Annotated in this window: 22 protein-coding genes; 12 read left to right on the top strand and 10 right to left on the bottom strand. The window is 43.4% G+C overall.

What is annotated here, in order from left to right; translation table 11 throughout:
• Window positions 1-84: 84 nt before the first annotated feature.
• The 3 genes from ACFPRA_RS23070 to ACFPRA_RS23060 are packed head-to-tail and all read right to left on the bottom strand — an operon-like array spanning window position 85 to window position 1,872.
• Window positions 85-936 (bottom strand): RluA family pseudouridine synthase, encoded by an 852-nt coding sequence (locus tag ACFPRA_RS23070; protein ID WP_381439981.1) that lies wholly within the window; start codon window positions 934-936, stop codon window positions 85-87.
• Between the two features lie 29 nt (window positions 937-965).
• A complete protein-coding gene (locus ACFPRA_RS23065) occupies window positions 966-1,445 on the bottom strand; it encodes a thioredoxin family protein (protein ID WP_381439979.1) in 480 nt (159 codons plus the stop codon).
• Window position 1,446: 1 nt separating this feature from the next.
• Window positions 1,447-1,872, bottom strand: a complete 426-nt coding sequence (locus ACFPRA_RS23060; protein ID WP_381439977.1) for a disulfide oxidoreductase — start codon at window positions 1,870-1,872, stop codon at window positions 1,447-1,449.
• 128 nt (window positions 1,873-2,000) lie between these two features.
• On the opposite strand from ACFPRA_RS23060, the gene ACFPRA_RS23055 reads away from it, so the two are divergent.
• On the top strand, window positions 2,001-3,545 hold the full coding sequence (locus ACFPRA_RS23055; protein WP_381439975.1) for a GNAT family N-acetyltransferase: 1,545 nt from the start codon (window positions 2,001-2,003) through the stop codon (window positions 3,543-3,545).
• 48 nt (window positions 3,546-3,593) lie between these two features.
• Here ACFPRA_RS23055 and ACFPRA_RS23050 read toward each other — a convergent pair whose 3' ends face one another.
• The 3 genes from ACFPRA_RS23050 to ACFPRA_RS23040 all read right to left on the bottom strand — a co-directional run bounded on the left by ACFPRA_RS23050 (window position 3,594) and on the right by ACFPRA_RS23040 (window position 6,706).
• Entirely contained in the window at window positions 3,594-3,824 is a 231-nt protein-coding gene (locus ACFPRA_RS23050) for a hypothetical protein (RefSeq protein WP_381439973.1), read from the bottom strand.
• A gap of 111 nt (window positions 3,825-3,935) precedes the next feature.
• A complete protein-coding gene (rsgA, locus tag ACFPRA_RS23045; RefSeq protein WP_381439971.1) occupies window positions 3,936-5,018 on the bottom strand; it encodes a ribosome small subunit-dependent GTPase A in 1,083 nt (360 codons plus the stop codon).
• Window positions 5,019-5,365: 347 nt separating this feature from the next.
• A complete protein-coding gene (locus tag ACFPRA_RS23040) occupies window positions 5,366-6,706 on the bottom strand; it encodes a hemolysin family protein (protein WP_381439969.1) in 1,341 nt (446 codons plus the stop codon).
• A 261-nt stretch (window positions 6,707-6,967) separates the two neighbouring features.
• Here ACFPRA_RS23040 and ACFPRA_RS23035 point away from each other — a divergent pair, with 261 nt between their 5' ends.
• Window positions 6,968-7,186, top strand: a complete 219-nt coding sequence (locus ACFPRA_RS23035; RefSeq protein ID WP_381439967.1) for a hypothetical protein — start codon at window positions 6,968-6,970, stop codon at window positions 7,184-7,186.
• A 383-nt stretch (window positions 7,187-7,569) separates the two neighbouring features.
• Here the strand turns inward: ACFPRA_RS23035 and ACFPRA_RS23030 are convergent, their stop codons facing one another.
• The gene (locus ACFPRA_RS23030) at window positions 7,570-7,722 is read right to left on the bottom strand and encodes a hypothetical protein (protein WP_239392560.1); all 153 of its coding nucleotides are present in this window, start codon (window positions 7,720-7,722) and stop codon (window positions 7,570-7,572) included.
• A gap of 51 nt (window positions 7,723-7,773) precedes the next feature.
• Window positions 7,774-7,977: a YheE family protein gene (locus ACFPRA_RS23025; RefSeq protein ID WP_381439965.1), complete on the bottom strand. Its 204-nt coding sequence runs from the start codon at window positions 7,975-7,977 to the stop codon at window positions 7,774-7,776.
• A gap of 72 nt (window positions 7,978-8,049) precedes the next feature.
• Here ACFPRA_RS23025 and ACFPRA_RS23020 point away from each other — a divergent pair, with 72 nt between their 5' ends.
• The 5 genes from ACFPRA_RS23020 (at window position 8,050) to ACFPRA_RS23000 (ending at window position 12,369) form a co-directional block, all read left to right on the top strand.
• A complete protein-coding gene (locus ACFPRA_RS23020) occupies window positions 8,050-8,439 on the top strand; it encodes a ferritin family protein (RefSeq protein WP_381439963.1) in 390 nt (129 codons plus the stop codon).
• Window positions 8,440-8,506: 67 nt separating this feature from the next.
• Complete coding sequence (locus ACFPRA_RS23015; protein WP_381439961.1) at window positions 8,507-9,664, top strand: DUF445 domain-containing protein; 1,158 nt, start codon at window positions 8,507-8,509, stop codon at window positions 9,662-9,664.
• A 14-nt stretch (window positions 9,665-9,678) separates the two neighbouring features.
• Window positions 9,679-10,026 (top strand): YlbF family regulator, encoded by a 348-nt coding sequence (locus tag ACFPRA_RS23010; protein WP_381439959.1) that lies wholly within the window; start codon window positions 9,679-9,681, stop codon window positions 10,024-10,026.
• 432 nt (window positions 10,027-10,458) lie between these two features.
• The gene (locus ACFPRA_RS23005) at window positions 10,459-11,967 is read left to right on the top strand and encodes a coproporphyrinogen III oxidase (RefSeq protein ID WP_381439956.1); all 1,509 of its coding nucleotides are present in this window, start codon (window positions 10,459-10,461) and stop codon (window positions 11,965-11,967) included.
• A 183-nt stretch (window positions 11,968-12,150) separates the two neighbouring features.
• On the top strand, window positions 12,151-12,369 hold the full coding sequence (locus ACFPRA_RS23000) for a hypothetical protein (protein WP_381439954.1): 219 nt from the start codon (window positions 12,151-12,153) through the stop codon (window positions 12,367-12,369).
• A gap of 234 nt (window positions 12,370-12,603) precedes the next feature.
• Here the strand turns inward: ACFPRA_RS23000 and mgsA are convergent, their stop codons facing one another.
• Both mgsA and ACFPRA_RS22990 read right to left on the bottom strand, forming a co-directional pair.
• Window positions 12,604-13,038, bottom strand: coding sequence for a methylglyoxal synthase (gene mgsA, locus ACFPRA_RS22995; RefSeq protein ID WP_381439952.1), 435 nt, complete (start codon window positions 13,036-13,038; stop codon window positions 12,604-12,606).
• 150 nt (window positions 13,039-13,188) lie between these two features.
• On the bottom strand, window positions 13,189-13,374 hold the full coding sequence (locus ACFPRA_RS22990) for a YhzD family protein (RefSeq protein ID WP_381439950.1): 186 nt from the start codon (window positions 13,372-13,374) through the stop codon (window positions 13,189-13,191).
• A 223-nt stretch (window positions 13,375-13,597) separates the two neighbouring features.
• Here ACFPRA_RS22990 and ACFPRA_RS22985 point away from each other — a divergent pair, with 223 nt between their 5' ends.
• The 5 genes from ACFPRA_RS22985 (at window position 13,598) to ACFPRA_RS22965 (ending at window position 17,122) form a co-directional block, all read left to right on the top strand.
• Window positions 13,598-13,795: a helix-turn-helix transcriptional regulator gene (locus tag ACFPRA_RS22985; RefSeq protein WP_381440017.1), complete on the top strand. Its 198-nt coding sequence runs from the start codon at window positions 13,598-13,600 to the stop codon at window positions 13,793-13,795.
• 2 nt (window positions 13,796-13,797) lie between these two features.
• On the top strand, window positions 13,798-14,109 hold the full coding sequence (locus ACFPRA_RS22980; RefSeq protein ID WP_381439948.1) for a DUF2178 domain-containing protein: 312 nt from the start codon (window positions 13,798-13,800) through the stop codon (window positions 14,107-14,109).
• A 67-nt stretch (window positions 14,110-14,176) separates the two neighbouring features.
• On the top strand, window positions 14,177-15,076 hold the full coding sequence (locus ACFPRA_RS22975) for an ABC transporter ATP-binding protein (protein WP_381439946.1): 900 nt from the start codon (window positions 14,177-14,179) through the stop codon (window positions 15,074-15,076).
• Window positions 15,069-16,337 (top strand): ABC transporter permease, encoded by a 1,269-nt coding sequence (locus ACFPRA_RS22970; RefSeq protein ID WP_381439944.1) that lies wholly within the window; start codon window positions 15,069-15,071, stop codon window positions 16,335-16,337. The genes ACFPRA_RS22975 and ACFPRA_RS22970 overlap by 8 nt, the downstream gene beginning before the upstream one ends.
• 152 nt (window positions 16,338-16,489) lie before the next feature.
• The gene (locus ACFPRA_RS22965) at window positions 16,490-17,122 is read left to right on the top strand and encodes an FMN-dependent NADH-azoreductase (RefSeq protein ID WP_381439942.1); all 633 of its coding nucleotides are present in this window, start codon (window positions 16,490-16,492) and stop codon (window positions 17,120-17,122) included.
• The last annotated feature ends 12 nt before the right edge of the window (window positions 17,123-17,134 follow it).

Below are 17,134 nucleotides of genomic sequence, written 5' to 3'. Positions count from 1 at the left end.
TGTACAAAAAAAGACCCTGTAGAGTAGTCTTTTTTTTAAGTGTCTACTCTACAGGGTACATATTATTGAACTCCATGGCTGTTTTTACGTTGTTTTCCATTCAATTGTTGTCTGTTGTTCCGTAAACGGATTGATAAAAGAGACTGTCGTGGCGGTTAGGCGATACTGTCCGTCTTCCGTTTCACTTCCGCCGTATAACGTATCCCCTTTGACGGGATGGCCAATATGGGATAGGTGGACACGGATTTGATGAGTGCGTCCCGTTTCGAGTCGGGCTTCGACCAATGTCGTGTCTTCTTTGCGTTCGATGACTTTGAAGTGTGTCACCGCATGCTGTCCCGACGCGGAAACGATTCTTTTTGCCGGATGATGCCGATCACGCCCGATCGGGAATTTGATAGTGCCGCGTGGCCGTTTCACATAACCGTCCACTTCCGCCATATAGTTCCTCGCAAGTTCATTTTGTTCGATCATCCGGTCGAAAAGTGATTTGGCTATTGGATGTTTGGCGATGAGAACAACGCCAGACGTCCCTTTATCGAGCCGGTGGATATGCTCGGCATATTTACCATCCTGCTGTTGGATATAAGCGATGACGCGGTTCATCAGCGTCCCGGTTTCGTCGGGACCATCCGGGTGGACCGCAATGCCTGCCGGTTTGGCGACCGCCAAAATATGATCGTCTTCATAAAGAACGGTCAATTCACCTTGTGCTTCTGGAACGTATGTGGAGATCGCCTCTGGAAAGGTGAAAATCAATTCCGTCCCCTCGGCAAGGGGAGCGCGCCAGTCCTCGATCGGCGTGCGATATGCATCGAGTACACTTTTCGCCATGCGCATCAAGTGGACGGTCTTTTTACCGCCTTGCCATTGTTCTTTTAATAATTGGTCCACCGTCTGTCCCGGTTGCTGTGTTTTATAATGAAAGTACGTCATTCAATTCAATCCTTCCAACACGTATTTCATCATTTACTTTCAAATTCATTGAAAAAGGCGCGGATGTTTTCTTCTGGCTGCTGGCCACTCATACGTCCGACTTCTTTACCATCTTTATAATGCACAAGGGTCGGCCAATTCACAATATTATATTCGGTGTCTGCTCCGACTTGGTTGCCGAACACTTGCATGTTGTATTGCCAGACATCGACGCCCATTTCTTTGGCGATCGGCATCATGACCGGTGTCATAGCCATACAGAATTGACACTCCGGATGGAAATAGTAAGCTGTTACAGATTCACCGGATTCGATTTTTTCAAAAAGTGCTTCTGGTAGGACAATGTTGTCGTAGTTTTCATTGCCAATCAAATCGATCGTGGATTTTGGAAGATTGTTTGTCCCATACGGATTGTCCTTCAATTTTGCTTCATCCGATTTATTGGACAGGAAAACGATAAGAGCAAAGAAAGCGATGATGACAACGCCGATAATGAGTAGTTTTTTCAAGTTAGTTCGACTCCTTTTGCCATTTCAACATGAACAGGCTAGTGATAAAAATCAGTAAAAAAGCGACCAATGCCATGAATGGAATTGTTATGAATCCTAGATAATTGACATATTGGCCTGTACAGGAAACATTTCCGCAAGCCGGTGCACTGTCACGCAGGAAACTGAGTTTCTGAATCCCATAATGATAGAGTGAAATACTGCCGCCGACAACAGAGAAAACAGCCGTTGTCAAGGCGGTTTTTGCATTTTTTTGGAATAAAGCAATCCCGGAAATAAGTACGATCGGATACATGAGAATCCGCTGGTACCAACAAAGCGTACAAGGTTCAAATTCCCGCACTTCGGAAAAGTATAAGGAACCCATCGTTGCGATGAATGCGGTTGTCCAAATAAAAATAAGAGCATTTTCCAGCCGCTTTTGCATACTTACCAACTCCTACGTAATTGACTACATACTGATTATAGGGTGTACGAAGTGGCATGTAAAATATTATTAACTATCCGGAAGGTAAGATATAATAGAGAATAAAGGAATTGAAAGGGGTGCGTCCGATGAGTAAAGAAGTGGATTTATCATCGTTCGAAATCAGTATGGTCATCCGCCAGATGGAAGAACAAGATATTAAGCGTATTTTGAATATGCAAGAGCTTTGTTTTCCGGGCATGGAGCCATGGAAGGAAAGCCATCTGAAAAGCCATTTGGCGATTTTCCCGGAAGGACAGCTTATTGCGGAACTGGACGGCGAAATCATCGGTTCCTGCTCCAGTCTCATCATCAATTTCGATGAATACGATGACCGTCATTCGTGGGATGACGTGACGGATGAGGGTTATATTACCAATCATAATCCGGACGGCTACAATTTATACGGCATCGAAGTGATGGTGCATCCCGATTATCGACGCATGAAAGTTGGACAGCGCCTGTATGAAGCGCGAAAAGAGCTTGCACGGCAACTCAATCTGAAATCGATCATCATCGGTGGACGGATTCCAAACTATCATAAGCATGCGTCAGAATTGTCTCCGCGGGAATATGTCGATTCGGTATCACGCCATAAAATCTATGATCCCGTACTGACTTTCCAGCTCATGAATGACTTTACTTTGATGCGCGTCAATCCGAACTATTTGCCGGACGATAAAGCATCGAAAAAATATGCCACACTGATGGAATGGAATAACGTTGATTATAAGCCACTGACAAAGCGCCATTTCAAAACGAGTTATCCCGTACGGATTTGTGTCGTCCAATATTTGATGCGTAAAATTTCCTCGTTTGAAGAGATGGCCCATCAATGTGAATACTTCGTGGACGTAGCTGCGGATGCCAATTCGGATTTTGTTGTCTTCCCGGAAATTTTCACAACACAGCTTATGTCCTTTCTGGATGAACCGTCCCCAAGTCAGGCCGTGAGGAAAATGACGGAATACACACCGCAATACATCGAGCTGTTCACCAATTTGGCAGTGCGTTACAACATCAATATTATCGGCGGATCGCATTTCGTTCAGGAAGAAGACGAAGAGATTTACAATATCGCGTATTTATTCAGACGTGATGGATCAATCGAGAAACAATATAAGATTCACATTACACCGAACGAACGGAAATGGTGGGGCATCAGTGCAGGGGATGCCGTACGCGTTTTTGACACGGACTGTGGGAAGATTGCCATCCAAATTTGCTATGATATCGAGTTTCCGGAATTGGCGCGTATTGCAACAGATATGGGAGCTAATATCATCTTTACGCCATTTTGTACAGAGGATCGCCAAGGGTATTTGCGCGTCCGCTATTGTGCTCAAGCTCGCGCGGTGGAAAATCAAATTTACACCGTCATATCCGGAACGGTCGGCAACCTGCCTCAAACGGAAAATATGGATATCCAATATGCGCAATCAGCGATATTCGCCCCATCCGATTTCGAGTTTGCCCGTGATGGCATCGTTGGTGAAACGAACGCCAACTTGGAAATGGTCTTGATTGGTGATGTCGACTTGGAAATCTTGCGTCGTCAGCGCCAGGATGGAACAGTGAAACAATTGAAAGACCGTCGTCACGATGTGTATCATATCGAATATAAAAAAGGCTAAAGAAAAGCTGCCCCGTATACCGGAAAACCGGTCGTATGGGGCAGCTTTTTATTTCCTATCATCCAGCTCTTTCAAATATCGATCAAACTCTTCTTGGACAGATTCCTTTTTGGGCTTTTCGATGGAAAAATGTTTATGCAAATCATTTAACATGTGAATGATTTTGAACAAACAACCGGCAATAATTGCAAAGCCGACAATCCCTGCGAGAAGAGGGTCTACCGATACCAATGTAAATCCTAAAAGAGAAAACAAAATGATGACGAATAAAAGATACACGATCTCCCTCCCATTTCATTCAGGCTATATTGACTATACCATATTTTGGAATGAGTTTGGAGGGGAGGTATCTTCTACGTTCGTATGTCACGCTAACCAAGAGATTCCGTTTTACTTCTTTTTCGAAGGGTGCTTGCGCATGCTTTTTGTAATCTGTTTCCATTTATTGCGCTCTTCCGCTTGGGCGGCACGGTCCATTTTCCGATCGAGATAGGCCAGTTCTTTTTGCAACTTCAAATAGCTGGCATAGCGATCGGCAGGTAGTTCGCCCGTAGCAAGAGCTTCCTGTACTGCACAGCCCGGTTCATTGTTATGTTGGCAATCATTGAACTTGCAGGCTTCCGCAAATGCCTCTATATCTTTGAATCCAGAATCGAGACTTTCATGGGTATCCCACAGTTGGAATTCCCGCATTCCAGGCGTATCAATGAGAATGCCTCCGCCTGGGATTTGAACAAGTTCTCGGTGCGTCGTCGTATGCCGACCTTTATCGTCATCTTCACGGATACCTTGGACCGCCATCGTTTCACCGCCACAAATCGCATTGGTGAGGGAAGATTTCCCGACGCCCGATGAACCCAACAACGCTGCCGTCTTTCCATCTTTCAGCAAGGCAGTCAGCTCGTCAATCCCTTCGCCCGTTACGTTGCTCACTGCAACTACTTGAGCACCCAGTGCGATATTTTGTGCTTCTTTGATGTAGAAAGAAGGGTCATCACATACGTCTTTTTTTGTCAGAACGACGACAGGGTTTGCACCCGAGTCGTAGGCAGCAACGAGATACCGTTCAAGTCGTCTCGCATTGAAGTCTTTGTTCATGGACATGACGAGGAAGACGATATCGATGTTGGTCGCGATAATCTGTTCCACAATAGTCGAGCCTGCCGCTTTCCGTGAAAAGAGGGAGTGACGTGGCAAAATGGCATGGATGATGCCGCGTTCTTCACCCGGCATCTTTTCCACTGCGACCCAATCGCCGACAGCGGGAAAGTCCCGCCGTTCCAATGCATCATGCTGCATAGCACCGGAACAGACAGATAACCATTCACCTTCTGCAGTAATAACGCGGTACATCCGCTTATGTTCAAGCGTGACACGACCGGATACACATTTTTTCATTTTCGGATCTTCGTTCATTTCGTTCCAGCTTGTTTCATACGTTCTATTCCAACCGTAATCGCTTAGTTTTTTCAATTTGAAAGCCTCCTGTTAATTGCATATAAAAAAGCCGTGGGTTCCTGATCGGACTCCACGGCTTTCACGCGCATAACAGAATAAGCATACCTCTTTAGGGAAGTATGGCAGGTGAAAGTATGGGTCCGATCGATTGGTCAATAGGTATCATAAAAATAGCCATAATACTTCACCTGCTTTCTGATAAGTTAGGTTAACAATAACAAAATACCTTAATTCTGTCAATGATGAATTTGTCGGGCAACCATGAGCGATAGGTGAGAAGATAACGTAATTGGAAAAGTAAGCAACACGTTCTCCATACAAAGAACAAAGTGCGCCTCTCCTTAATGGAGAGGCGCACTTTGTTAAGATTCAACAGATAGGTCTGTAATGGCGTTTGTTTCTGCTTCTTCGTATTTCATCACTTCCAAGTACAGGATATGATGACCTTCGACGTCTTTGACCATGAATTCATAGCCTTGTTCGATGATTTTTTCACCTTGGATCGCTTCGAAGCGCTGGGTCATGAACCAACCTCCGATTGTATCGATATCTTCTTCGTCGATGGAAATGCCGAGGATGTCATTGACGTTTTCAATTAACATTTTCGCATCCAAAATATAATGGTCTTCACCGATTTTTTGAACTTCTGGTACTTCGTCCATATCGAATTCGTCTTGGATATCGCCGACGATTTCTTCCAAAATGTCTTCAATGGTCACAAGACCGGATGTACCGCCATATTCGTCCATCAGAACGGCCATATGAATCCGTTCGCGCTGGATTTTAAGTAGCAATTCACCGATTGGAATCGTCTCTATGACGCGGATGATTGGCTGCATATATTCGATAACGGGCTGATCTCCCGTTGAAGGGTCTTTGATGAACGCGGTCAATAGATTCTTCATATTGACGAGCCCGATGACGTGGTCTTTATCTCCATCGGTCACGGGGTAACGGGTATATTGTTCGACACCCATTACTTCGAATACTTCGCGTAATGTCATTTCTTTATCGATGCTCATCATCTCGGTCCGAGGAGCCATGATTTCCTTGGCGATCCGATCGTCGAATTCGAAAATTTTATTGACATATTTATATTCTGCTTGGTTAATTTCGCCGCCTTTTAAACTATCAGATAAAATCATCCGAAGTTCTTCCTCCGAATGGGCCACTTCCGATTCGGAAATCGAGTGGAAGCCAAACGGTTTGATGATGAGGCGAGCGGATCCATTCATCCCTTTGATGAGGGGATAAGTGAGGCGATAAAATAAGGTGAGCGGTCCTGCAAAATTCAATGTAATTTCTTCCGCTCTTTGAATGGCGATCGTTTTAGGAGCCAATTCCCCTACAACAACATGTAGAAATGTCACGACTGTGAACGCGATGATGAATGAAAGGATAGTTGAAACATTTGGCGCCAAATCCAAACGGGCAAATATCGGTTGTAACATCAATTTGACGGTAGGTTCCCCGAGCATCCCGAGTCCGAGTGCGGTGATGGTGATTCCGAGTTGGCAAGCGGATAAGTACTCATCCAAGTTGCCAATCACCTTTCTTGCCCTGATGGCACGGCGGTTCCCTTCTGCGACAAGTTGATCAATCCTTGTTGTTCTTACTTTCACTATTGCAAATTCACTCGCAACAAAAAATGCGGTGAGGGCGATCAAGACAGCAAATGCTGTCAATCGTATGGCAATTTCCAAATAGTTACTTTGTTCATAACCCAAATGAGGGGGAGAACAAAGTGTACACCTCCTGTGATGGTAAAATAGTTAGTTAAGATAATAATAATTTATTTACGAGAAAAAAACAAATGGTTTTACTTGTAGGACAGTAAAATTTGTCAAGTGCTTTTATTTCTTAAAGCGTCAACTATGCAATATATTCGACAAACTATATAACAACAGCGGATAAGTAATCAAAACAATCCAAAAATGCTATACTAGTTGAAAAGGGGTGTTTCCGTGGGTTCTTCCATTGTGGCAATTGGCTTAGGCGCAGGCGGGCTGCTGTTAATTAGCTATGCTTTTTACAAGTCACTTGTGAAAAAGAAGAAGTTAGCGAATATGTATACGCCTTACGATGATATGACAAGAGGCACAAATGACACGAATCATCTTATGCATTTGGAAGAAGATACACGACATCAGATCCCTATAGAGGAAAATAAATCAGTGGATTAACTTGCTTCAGCAAATATTTTTGTACTGGAAGCGAAGCGTCGGCTACAGAGGTCCCTCACCTCTATAAGTGGCGGGATGAATGCGGTTTTGTTTCCTGTTCAGCGGGTGTTCAAACTCCAGCTGAACGAATAATGGAAGGCATTCTAAGTGCGCGACGTCCTAAAAGGAAAGTGCCTTAATTTCTGCAAAGATCGCAGAAATACGGCAAATCGAACCCTCCGCTGTTCGATTCGCAACGACTGCATAACCTACATCCTGTAGGCCCTCGGATGTCACAGATTTTGAAAGGAGTTAATCGAGCAAGCGTGATTCAAAATCTGGAAGCAATTACGCCGAGGCGTAATTGATCGAAATGCCCTGCACACGAATATGCAGGGCATTTGTCATTCACCGTACTTGAATTGTGTTTCTTTCCAAGCATTTTGTTCGTTAGGTACCCGACTTTTGTCTTCGAAAACGTTTTCGGTTTTCTGATTCTCCATTTTCAGTTTTTCTTTTTCAATACGGAGCTCTTCGGGTGATTTTTCTTGGCTCATATTATGCCTCCTTCATCATCATGAAGCATAGTATCTCCAAATTGCGTTCACTCATTCATAAACGTGGAACGTCATGAGTTCGTGGACCATTTTTTTTACATTCTCTTCTTCGGGCGGCTCAGCATCGGTCCAAACAATGGTCCCATCCGGCAAATATTCACCCGTGTATCTGGCGTTGCGAAAGAAAAAAGAAAAAGACCAACCGGGCAATTGTGTATGGGCATACATCGGTTTGTAGCTAAAATGTTGCAGCATAGATCCTTGCTCCTTTCATAAGATGAGACCCGTCCGCATAAAATTGGGAAAAGAGTGCGAAAGGGTGCTATCTTGTTTGCAAATAAATTAAAGCAGGCTATCGAAGATGAGTACAGAGATTATTATTTTTATAAATCGATGTACGAGTTGACGGATAATCCGCTTTGGAAAGATTTTCTCAGTCATATGTATGAAGATGAGAAAAGTCATTACGAAATGTTCCAACAACTCTATTATATGATGACAGGGACATTTGTACAAAATCCGAAGAAGCCGTTGCCTTGTTATAATTTGAAAGAGTGTGTGCAACGGGCATTGGTGGATGAGTTAGAGTCTGTTGAAACGTATAAGGAAATGCTGTTGACGATTCCGTTTCAAGAGGCATATAATCCCCTCTTCATCGCTATGCATGATGAAATGGAGCATGCGATCCGAATGTCGACGATGTTCAACGGGCTTTGAAAAGTCTTCCCATTTTTCCGTTCAGTTTCGTTCTGTTATAATGGGGCGAAACGAATAGGGAAAAAAGGTGAAGCGATTGGATTTTATATGGACTTTGTTATTCATGGCTTTCATCGGCGCGCTGATCGGGGGATTGACCAATCATCTTGCGATCAAAATGTTGTTCAGGCCGCATGAAGCAAAATATATTGGAAAATGGCGTTTACCCTTCACACCGGGACTGATTCCGAGGCGTAGGGACGAATTGGCTGTACAGCTTGGTAAAACGGTGACGAACTATTTATTGACACCGGAAACGTTCCGCAAGAAATTACTAACTCCTTCGATGGAGAAAAAAGCGGAGCAGTTCATACAGCAAAAGTTGGAAAAACAGATTTTACATTCAGACAAAACATTGAACGACTGGCTGAAGACTGCAGGTGCCTCCAATGTTGGCGGGAAGGCGGAGCAGAAAGTGTTGGAATTGCTTGATGCTCAGCTAAGCGCTGTACGCATGAAACTGACGTCGGGATCGGTGGAAGAGGTGCTGCCGGAAAAATGGCGCAGTGAAGTGGAAAGGCGACTTCCAACTATTACAACGTACATCCTTGGTAAGTCGGAAGCCTATTTTGCATCTGATGAAGGAAAAGCGATGTTCCGAAAAATGATTGATGATTTTCTAGCCTCCAAAGGGACATTGGGCAGTATGGTGAACATGTTGTTTGGAGAATCGGAATCGCTCGTTGGGAAAGTGCAAAAGGAAGCATTGAAATTTGTGGGAGCACCTGGCACGTATGATTTACTGAACTCCATCATTCAAAAGGAATGGGAGAAACTACAACAACGCCCTGTTGGCGAATTATTGAACGGCTTTGACTGGGATGGGTTATTCAATTCGATCCGGACGTATGCCGTGAGAGAATTGGACTTGGAAAGCCGATTGAACAAAACAATTCGGGATTATTGGCCGGATGGAGCGGAGTGGACAGCTGTTCACATCACACCGCAATTGGTCCAATTTGCATTTGAACAAGCTGAAAAACAAATGGAACAATCACTTGGAAAATTGAAATTAGATGATATGGTTAAAGAGCAAGTGGATGCATTTCCAGTTTCGGTATTGGAAGACCTGATGCTTGGCATTTCAAGACGTGAGTTTAAAATGATTACCGTACTGGGGGCATTGCTCGGCGGTCTCATCGGAATTGTTCAAGGCTTGATCGTTTATGTAACAAATTTATCCTAGGGGGAAAACGACTGATGACAGTGAATATTTATGATGATTTGAACAGATTGGAAGCGACATTCCGGAAAACGGCAGAATTTGCGGAGGTGGAACAGGCAGTTGCTGCAGTGAAAGCGGATAGCGAATCGCTTACATTGTTCAAGAACTTCCGTAAGATCCAACTTTCCTTGCAAGAAAAGCAGGCGAGAGGTGAAGAGCTAGTCGCTGAAGAACTGGAGTACGCCCAAAAAACAGCACAACTTGCTCAACAAAATCAGAAAATCATGAAAATGCTTGAAGCGGAAATGAAGTTAAGTGGTGTCATTGAAGAAGTGAACCGCGTACTCATGAAACCTGTACAAGATTTATACGAAAGCATTTAACTTGATTCTGCCCTCGGCTGAATCAAGTTAAAGCCTCCGGCGGATGTCACAGATTTTGAAAGGAGTTAATTGCGCAAGCGCAATTCAAAATCTGGACGCAATTACGCCGAGGCGTAATTGATTAAAACAGCCCCTTATTCAGTAACTGTGAACTGCTGAATAGGGGGCTTTTTATGTTTTTTGCCTGCGCTCAAAGCGGCCATCGAGAGCTCAAAGATCTTCGCAGGCGCTCAAAGCAGTCATTGGGTGCTCAAAGAACCCCTTTCTATGCTCAAAAACCCTCATCCACCAATTTCTATTTAGAAATTATTTTCCAAAATCCATTTCAACCAATTTTTCTTAATCATGTTTAGCGTAAGTTTGGTACAATGAATTTTATATTCAAACGTCGTAGCAATCATGGGATTCAAAAATAGAAAGTTGGGTATGACGATGCAAAAAATTATATTAAAAGAACAATTTGAACAAGATTGGATCCGGATGTTCACGCATCTTGCGAATTTGTTTTTTGAGCAGTCCGAGATTTGTACACATACAGAAGAAGATGCGATCACTGTTGATTTTTCATTGCAAAAAGACGCGGAAGGGTTGCTGATTGGCGAGGCATTCCTTGCTTGGAATGGGAAAGAGTATGTCGCGACGTTTACGGAGCAGGAAGAGACGGGCGATGCGAAAATGATCAATCGCCAGTTGAAGCGGGTGTATTCTCATATCTTTCTAGAAGTGCTGGAACAGGCGACAGGAATGCAACAGTCATGGGGAATATTGACTGGGATTCGACCGACAAAGTTGTATCATAAGTATCGGCAGCAAGGATATACGAGTGAAGAAGCGCAGCGTTTATTGAAGGAGCGCCACCGAATTTCAAGTGAGAAAAGCAAACTACTTGCCAAAATCGCAGAAGTGCAATTGCGCGCGATTCCGGATTTGTATGATTTGAAAAAAGAAGTGAGCATTTATATCGGCATTCCGTTTTGCCCGACGAAATGTGCGTATTGTACGTTTCCAGCGTATGCTATTCATCGGAAAAATGGGCGTGTGGAGTCATTCCTCGATGGTTTGCATGAAGAAATTCGCGAGATGGGGAAATGGCTGAAGGAACGCAATATGACGATCACGACGATTTACTTTGGTGGCGGAACGCCGACGTCTATTGAAGCGGAAGAAATGGATGCATTGTATGAAACGATGTATGCTTCATTCCCGAACATGGACAGCGTCCGTGAAGTGACCGTGGAGGCGGGGCGTCCAGACACCATCACACCTGCCAAAATCGATGTGTTAAAAAAATGGGGCATTGATCGGATTAGCGTCAATCCACAATCGTACACGGAGGAAACATTGAAAGCGATCGGGCGCCATCACACGGTGCAGGAAACGATTGACAAGTTTTGGCTCTCACGCAATATGGGCATGAAAAATATCAATATGGATCTGATTATCGGTTTGCCGAATGAAGGCATTGAGGAATTCCAACATTCGCTCGATGAAACGGAAAAGATGCAACCGGAATCGTTGACAGTTCACACGTTGTCGTTCAAACGCGCATCCGAAATGACACGCAATAAGGATAAATACAAAGTGGCGGATCGCAGTACAGTCGAGCAAATGATGAAGCTTGGAGAACAGTGGAATGCCTCAAATGGTTATGAGCCATATTATTTGTATCGTCAGAAAAATATTTTGGGTAACTTGGAAAACGTCGGGTACGCAAAACCGGGTGAAGAGAGTATTTACAATATCGTGATTATGGAAGAAGTACAGACCATTATCGGTATTGGTTGCGGGGCATCGAGTAAGTTCATTGAACCTGAAACCGGGAAGATTACTCAATATTATAATCCGAAAGATCCGGCTGCTTATATTTTGACGTACGAAGATTCTATTGAGAAAAAACTTGCGCATTTGGATACGGTTTTCCCGAAAGCTGTGAATAAGTAAAGATCATATGGAAAAGGTGCCGGGTGCTAATCTGATTGGCAAGTGCCCGGTGCTTTTTTGTCAACTTTGGTTTTATCTTATATAATGCAAGGACAAGTAATGAGTAGATGAGTCCAATGAACATTAGGATATAAAAGATAGCGTGATGAGAGTGTGTATTGCATTCTTCGGAGAGTGGGGGGAGTGGAAGCAATATTAAAACAGTTTATGGAACTGATGGATCAGCGATTTGATCAAATGGACGACCGTTTCGACAAAGTTGAAAACGATATTAGGAGTTTGACAGAGGAAGTTCGCAATTATCAAATTGAAAATAGAAACCACGTTAAGCATTTGGGAATCCCGAATGGAACAACACCAACAAACGTTTCAATTGGTTGCGGAAGAAATCAAAAGTGTTAGGATTGTTGTTGATTATTTGAATCGAAAAGTCAGCAAACATGATATGGGAATTAACAATTTGAATCAACGTTTTTAGCAATGAATAGAATAGGTTGGAATTTGAAAACGCGTCACTTGTTCAATTTGAGATTGAGCGAGTGACGCGTATTTTTTGTGATTGATGAGCGCTGTGAAGTTCGGCATCGGTATTGTGACGTCCCGTTTTATCTTTACGAATTCCACTGACAACTTTGCTTATTTATATTTATCGACCATGTCGCGCCATGTGAAATAGCCTTCTTCGACGGAACGGATCAAAAGTTCCGCTGTTGCAATATTGGTTGCGAGCGGGATGCCGTAAACATCGCACAGGCGCAATAATGCACTGACATCTGGTTCATGTGGTTGTGCAGTTAGTGGGTCACGGAAAAAAATGACCAAATCCAATTCACCTGTTGCAATCATTGCACCGATTTGTTGGTCACCGCCTAAAGGGCCTGACATGAGTCGTTCGATGGAAAGGTTTGTTTCCTCCATAATTCTTGATCCGGTTGTGCCCGTTGCGTATAGCGTCTGTTGGGAGAAAATTTTTTCATAAGCGATCGTGAAATTCACCATCTCGTTTTTCTTTTGATCATGGGCAATTAATGCGATTTTCAAATTGAACACCCCTTCTATTTCACAGTCCATCTATACATAAGTTTAACACATTCATGCGCAGCTAGTATTTATAAATTAGGGTGATCACTATGGAAATCTTTTTCTTTAGATGCATCAATTGGGCGCCAGTTCTGCAAGTTATCCAATAGTTGTTTTCTTACCAGGCGCCCTGCAAATTTCTTATGAATGGAATAACAATAACTTTCCGGTTGGCGATGCGAGGCGATGTGTGCGCTCAAGAAGATCTTTATCGACGAGCAAGGCATGGCCTTTTTCTTTTGCTGCGTTATCTGTCTCCGCTGTGAACGTTTCTTCTACGATCAGTTCACCCGTTGGTTCGTATGCCGTCAATTTGTAAGTTCTCATAATATTCACCCTTCCCATTCTCTTTTATTAATTCTACTACAAAAAAAATCGCGGTTCCAGCGCCTGTCAAAATTCGAGCGTACCAATAACTAAGTTGATTTTTGTCAAGTTTGCTTGACATCGCACATATAGTAAAGTAACCTTGACGTAAAGTGAACTTTACAAATTGCGGTGTCTGGTTTTCCTGCACCTTGTATTTTTAGAAGAAAGGGGGAGCATGGGACTGAAAAACCTGATTAAGGAAAAGCGTACCGAGATGGGATTGACGCAAGATGATCTTTCTGAGTTGTTGGAAGTATCGAGGCAGACAATCATCTCTCTTGAAAAAGGGAGGTATAATCCATCTCTAGTTTTGGCTTTCAAACTTGCGAAACTTTTTAAATGTCTTATTGAAGATATTTTTATACCGGAGGGGGAATAAGTATGTACGAGGGATTTGATATTTGGATATTTTTGGCCGGCCTGCCACTTGGTCTTGCCATTGCTTCGATTGTCCTCTTTTTCAGTTGGAAGAAAGGAAAGAAAGAGCGCCGGTTCGACGAGCGATACACGCGAATTCATCAGCACGCAAGATCGATTTCATGGGGAGTGACGACAGCTGCCATTTTAATTGCATGGACAATTGTCATTCTAATGGAAGGACCCCGACTTGCTTTTTTCATCCTCTCAGGGATTTGGGTGGTGCATATGTTGTCGTACGCGATAGGAGCGGCAATTGCTAGTAGTAAGAACTAGCTTTCTTGAAACTTCTAGTCGCTCGATACGTATAGTTAACAAGTTGATAGACGAAAGGAGTCACATAATGACTTTACTACTTGAAAATGTAACGAAGCGGTTCGGTGATTTTACTGCTGTCGATGATTTGTCACTGTCTGTCGGAGAAGGCACGATGTACGGCTTTCTTGGCGCGAACGGGGCGGGAAAAACAACGACGTTTCGTATGATACTCGGTCTTTTGAATGCCAACGAGGGGCATATATCTTGGAAAGGGAAAAGGATTTCGTATGCAACCAGCTCTGAAATCGGCTATTTACCGGAGGAGCGTGGACTGTATCCGAAGATGAAAGTGGAAGATCAGCTCATTTTCCTCGCCCAACTGCGCGGGATGAACAAAGCGGACGCGAAGAAAGAGCTCAAACATTGGCTGGAGCGCTTCGAAGTGCCGCATTACATCCATAAAAGAGTCGAAGAATTATCAAAAGGGAATCAGCAAAAAATTCAAGTGATTGCGTCGCTTCTGCATAGGCCGCAATTGCTTATTCTTGACGAGCCGTTTTCCGGTCTTGACCCGGTAAATGTTGAAATGTTGAAATCGGCAATTTTGGATTTTCGCAATGAAGGGGCAACAATCATCTTCTCCAGTCATCGGATGGATCATGTCGAAGAGCTTTGTGAGCAATTGAGCATCGTTCATAAAGGGAAGCAGGTTGTGCAAGGTTCATTGCGTGATGTCAAACGGTCATCCAGCAAACAGTATGTCCGTATCCATTCCGACCATGATTTGAAGCAACTTGCATCCATTCAAGGTGTTGCTTCCGTCCATCAAACGGTCGAAGGAGCTGTTTACCAAATTGAAGCGGAGCAGGTTGCCCATGAGTTGTTGACAGCGGCATTGAAATCTGGTTCGATCCGCCATTTTGAAATTGAAGAGCCTTCGCTACAAGATATTTTCATTGAAAAGGTGGGGAAAGAACATGCGTGAATTCATGATTATCTTCAAGCAGGCCTTTGTGACGAAAGCAAAAACAAAATCCTTCATCATAACGACGGCAGTGATGATGGTGGCGATTTTCCTGTTTGCGAATATGGGGAAAATTATCGATAGCGTTCAAGATATGACGGGCGGTGACGATGAGTCGGAAGCTGTGTTGCTCGTTCGCGATGACAGCGGTGTTCTAATTGAAAAGTTGAAAATGCAATTCGAGGCCAATGAATCCGGCACAACTGTGGAATCATCCGATCAATCGGAACAACAGTTGACGGAGCAAGTGAAAGAAGGGGAAATCGATTCTTTCTTGACGCTTGCACTGGATGATACGAAAACAATCCATGCAAAGTATACGACGATGAGTGCCATGGAATTTACATTGCCGATGATGTTGCAGGACGCCCTTCAATCCATTCAAACGGAAATGCAGGCGGAACAATTATCTTTATCGACTGAACAAGTGCAGACATTGTTCGCACCGATTTCATTTGAACAACAATCTGTCTCTCCTTCTTCGAAAACGAAAGAAGAGCTTAGCCAGGCGCGAGGGCTTGTCTATGTGCTGATGTTCCTGATCTATTTTGCGGTGATTATCTATTCGAGTATGATTGCAACTGAAGTGGCGACGGAAAAATCATCACGCGTTATGGAGATTCTTATCTCAAGCGTCTCACCTGTAAAGCATATGTTCGCAAAAGTTTTAGGCATCGGATCTCTTGGTCTCGTCCAAATGGTGCTATTGGGAGGTGCGGGTTACATTGCTTTGAAGTCGACGTCATCGTCGGAATCCGCAGATGGATTTTTCTCCGTTTTCGGCTTTTCCAATCTGCATGTCGGTACGATCGTTTATGCCATCCTATTCTTTTTGTTAGGTTATTTCCTGTATGCTACACTAGCGGCGCTTCTCGGTTCGCTCGTAAGCCGGACAGAAGATGTCCAGCAAATGATCATGCCGATGTCGTTGCTGATTGTAGCTGCATTCGTGATTGCGGTTTCGGGGTTAAGCAATCCGGAAATGGCTTATCTTCAATACGCATCATTCTTTCCGTTTTTCACGCCACTTGTCATGTTTCTACGCGTCGGGATGCTCGACTTGCCGGCCTGGGAACCGGTGCTCTCCATCGTCATTATGCTTGTGACAATATTCGTCCTTGGATGGTTTGGTGCTCGTGTTTATCGAGGAGGCGTTCTGATGTACGGCCCTTCTCGTTCATTGAAAGACATAAAAAAAGCGATTCAACTAGGGAAAGAATGATTCTTGGAGAGTAGGAAACTCCAGAAATAATTATTTACTTTTTCGAATAAAACAACAATTTGAATTATAAAAGAACCAGTTGACATTTAGGTGAAATTCATATAGTATGAATTCAAGATAAAAATTATATGGAAAAAGAGGAGATCTACGAAATGAACGTATTAGTAGTTAAAGCGAATAACCGTCCAGCTTCAGAAGCTGTTTCTAGTAAAATGTATGAAACTTTCATGGAAAATCTTGAAGGTGTAAATGTCACAACGTACGATGTGTTTGAAGAGGATATGCCTTACTTCGGTCAAGAATTATTTAACGCATTCGGTAAAGTACAATCAGGCGAAGAAATGACAGATATTGAACAACGTCTTCTTTCTGCAAAACAAAAAGCCATGGATGCACTAACAGCGGCTGACGTTGTTGTATTTGCATTCCCACTATGGAACTTGACAATTCCAGCTAAACTACAAACATTCATTGATTACACTTACCAAGCTGGTTATACATTTAAATATGACGAAAACGGTAATGCAGTTCAGTTGATGACTGACAAGAAATTCATTGTTCTTAATGCACGTGGAGGCATCTACTCGACTCCGGAAGCGGCACCGATGGAAATGTCTGCAAACTACATTAAAAATGTTGCAGGTGGCGTGTACGGTATGCAACTGATCAACGAAGTCATCATCGAAGGCCATGCAGCAGCACCAGATCAAGCTGAAGCAATCATTGCTGAAGGTTTGGAAAAAGTTAAAGCTGTAGCAAAAGGATTATCTGCAGTAACGGCTTAATTTGAATAACAA

This window comes from Sporosarcina soli (assembly GCF_042655805.1).
Taxonomy (GTDB): Bacteria; Bacillota; Bacilli; order Bacillales_A; family Planococcaceae; genus Sporosarcina; species Sporosarcina soli.
This window is presented reverse-complemented; position numbering and strand designations above follow the sequence as displayed.